The following is a 2,757-nucleotide window of genomic DNA, read 5'->3' as shown; positions in this document are numbered from 1 at the left end:
AAACGGGGGCCTGCTTCCGCAGGAGCTTTGCGTACATCCGGCACAAAACGGAAAAGTCCTTTTTCACTGTGGCCGGGGTCTGCCGGAAGAAGAGAAGACTCGTCTTCGCTTCCGGGAGATTCCGCAATGGGATCCGTCTGCCTTCCGTCTTCTTCGGGGGCGCTGGCCCCCTTCTGGGCCGCAATGTAGTCCGCAATTTTCCCTAAGGTGGAAAGCTCCCGCAAAGGCGCATCCTCTTCGGCCCCAAGGCCAAAATGCCCCATGACCTTAGAGAAAATCTCCACCTGTTTCACCGTATCAATGCCGAGATCCGCCTCAAGGTCGAGAGCTTCCGCCAGCATGTCCGTGCCATAGCCCGTCTGTTCGGAGAGGATGTCCCGGATTGCCGTAAGGATGGCTTCCCTTCCGGAAGCGCCTGCGGAAGAGATTGCTGTCTCTTCCTTTTCTTCAAGGGGCAGCGCTCCCGACTGTGCCGCAATGTAGTCCGCGATTTTCCCTAAGGTGGAAAGCTCCCGCAGGGGCGCATCCTCTTCGGCTCCAAGGCCGAAATGGCCCATGACTTTAGAGAAAATCTCCACCTGTTTCACCGTATCAATGCCAAGATCCGCCTCAAGGTCGAGATCTTCGGCCAGCATGTCCGTGCCGTAGCCCGTCTGCTCGGAGAGGATGTCCCGGATTGCCGTAAGGATGGCTTCCCTTCCGGAAGCGCCTGCGGTGCTGGCCTTCTCCCTTACGTTCAGGGATACCGCTCCCGACTGTACCGCAATGTAGTCCGCGATTTTCCCTAAAGTGGAAAGCTCCCGCAAAGGCGCGTCCTCTTCGGCCCCAAGGCCAAAATGCCCCATGACTTTAGAGAAAATCTCCACCTGTTTCACCGTATCAATGCCGAGATCCGCCTCAAGGTCGAGATCTTCGGCCAGCATGTCCGTGCCATAGCCCGTCTGCTCGGAAAGGATGTTCCGGATCTCTTCCAGAATCTTCACGCGGGAGGAGACCTTCGGCTCCGCCTTTACCGTTTTGGCCTTCACAGGGGGGGCGGGTGCTTTTTCCCCGACACCAGCGGGAAGGCTTTCTCCGGAAAAACCCGGAGCCGTTGCCAGCACCAGCACCCGGTTTTTCATCCTGAGGCCGGGCTTTTCCATGCCGGAGATGGCAGAGAGCCAGGCCTCATAGGCGGCATTGTTCTCCGTGGCCCGTTCTTCCGTGCGCTTCACCATGAGCAGGGCAAAATGGGAGCCAAAACCTGCGGAAAAATGCAGGCCGTACTGGAAGTCTCCCTTTTCTCCACGGCTGAATTTCAGATCGCTGAAATGCTCGGGCACCTTCTTCAGATGGGCTACGGGCGGGGTCTGGCCCCTTTGCAGGGCTTTCACCATCACGGCGTCTTCAATGGCCGCCCCCAGGGTATGGCCCGTGAGGCCCTTGGTGTTGGTGATGGTGATTTTGCCCGCATCCCGGCCATAGGCCGCACGCAGGGCCTCAATTTCCGCATCCGCACTGCCGCCCCGCGCAGGGGTGAAGGTTTCGTGGGACATAAAAACCATGCGGGAAGCGTAACTTTCCGGATCAAGACCATGGCGGGTTTCCACCTGCCGCACGAAACGGGCCATGGTTCCTGCCAGATAAGGCACATCAATGCGGGTGGTGTGGAAGGCCGCATTGGCAAGGAAGGTGCCGAGAATTTCCGCCTGCCCCTCAAGGCCGCGTGCCCGGAGAAGATCCCTTCTTTCCACCACAAGGGCCGTGGCTCCGGCGCCCAGCAGGGTGCCGTTGCGATCCGCATCAAAGGGTTTGGCCGCCCTGGAAATTTCCTTTTCAATGGAGGCCGCCCCCAGACTTAAGAAGCCCGCACTGATCCAGGGCCCCTGACCCGAGGCCGTGGCGGTTTCCGAACCAATCACCACCACCCGCTCACAGCGGCCGCTGCGGATCCAGTCTTCGGCCACGGCAATGGCTTGGGTGGTGGAAGCACAGGCGCCGCTCAGATGCACATTGGGTCCGCGGGCCCGGATCAGCTTGGCAAAGTGGGCGGAGGCAAGGGGGGTGATTTTGTCGAGGAAGGTACTGTCAAAGCGGTACGGCTCCTTTTTCTCCCAGAGGGGACGGATGGCGTGGAACCAGCCCGCCACCCTTTCCTTAAGGCTGCGATCGGAAAGCGTTTCCATGAGATCATAGTAGAGGCTTTCAAGGGCCCGTCCCGGCCCGTCCTGATACCGGTGCTGCTGGAAGGCCTCCATTTCATGGATCAGGGTTTCCCATCCGGGGAAAAGGCCGGTGAAGATGACACCGGTCGTCTCCTGCATGGAAGCGGGCAGGGCCAGCTCCTCTCCGGCAAGACGGGAACCTGCCCTGCTCTGGCCTTCCAGCAGGGGAATACGGGCATCCTTCAGGGCTTCCAGACCTGCGGCCATGGCAAGGGCAATGCTGATGTCCTGCCCCTTTTCCAGACCATACTCCCCTTCCGGATCAAAGAAGCCGAGTTTCCCCGCAAGGTGGATCACCTCGTCCGTGGAGGCGATGTCCACAAAACGGGCGTTGCCTTCCGGCGTTTTGTGCAGGCGGCGGATTTTGCGCTGGAACATGGCCTCCTTTTCTTCCTGTCCCAGGGCTTCAATGAAGTTCTGCCCCTCTATGAGGCTCTCAAAATGATCATCGGAAAAAACGGCCCTGCCGCTTCCGGGAAGACCCACGGAAACCCCTGCAATGGAAACGGCACCCGTGTAGAAACCAAAATTTTCATAGGCTTTCAGGCGAAGG

At 59.3% G+C, this 2,757-nt stretch carries 1 protein-coding gene; it reads right to left on the bottom strand.

What is annotated here, in order from left to right:
- A partial coding sequence (locus RBR60_RS16670; protein WP_320358909.1) for a phosphopantetheine-binding protein occupies window positions 1–2,757 on the bottom strand: 2,757 nt, incomplete at both ends.

Source organism: Desulfobotulus sp. (assembly GCF_034006065.1).
Taxonomy (GTDB): domain Bacteria; phylum Desulfobacterota; class Desulfobacteria; order Desulfobacterales; family ASO4-4; genus Desulfobotulus.
The sequence above is the reverse complement of the archived record's forward strand: the minus strand, read 5'-3'. Positions and strand labels throughout refer to the sequence as shown.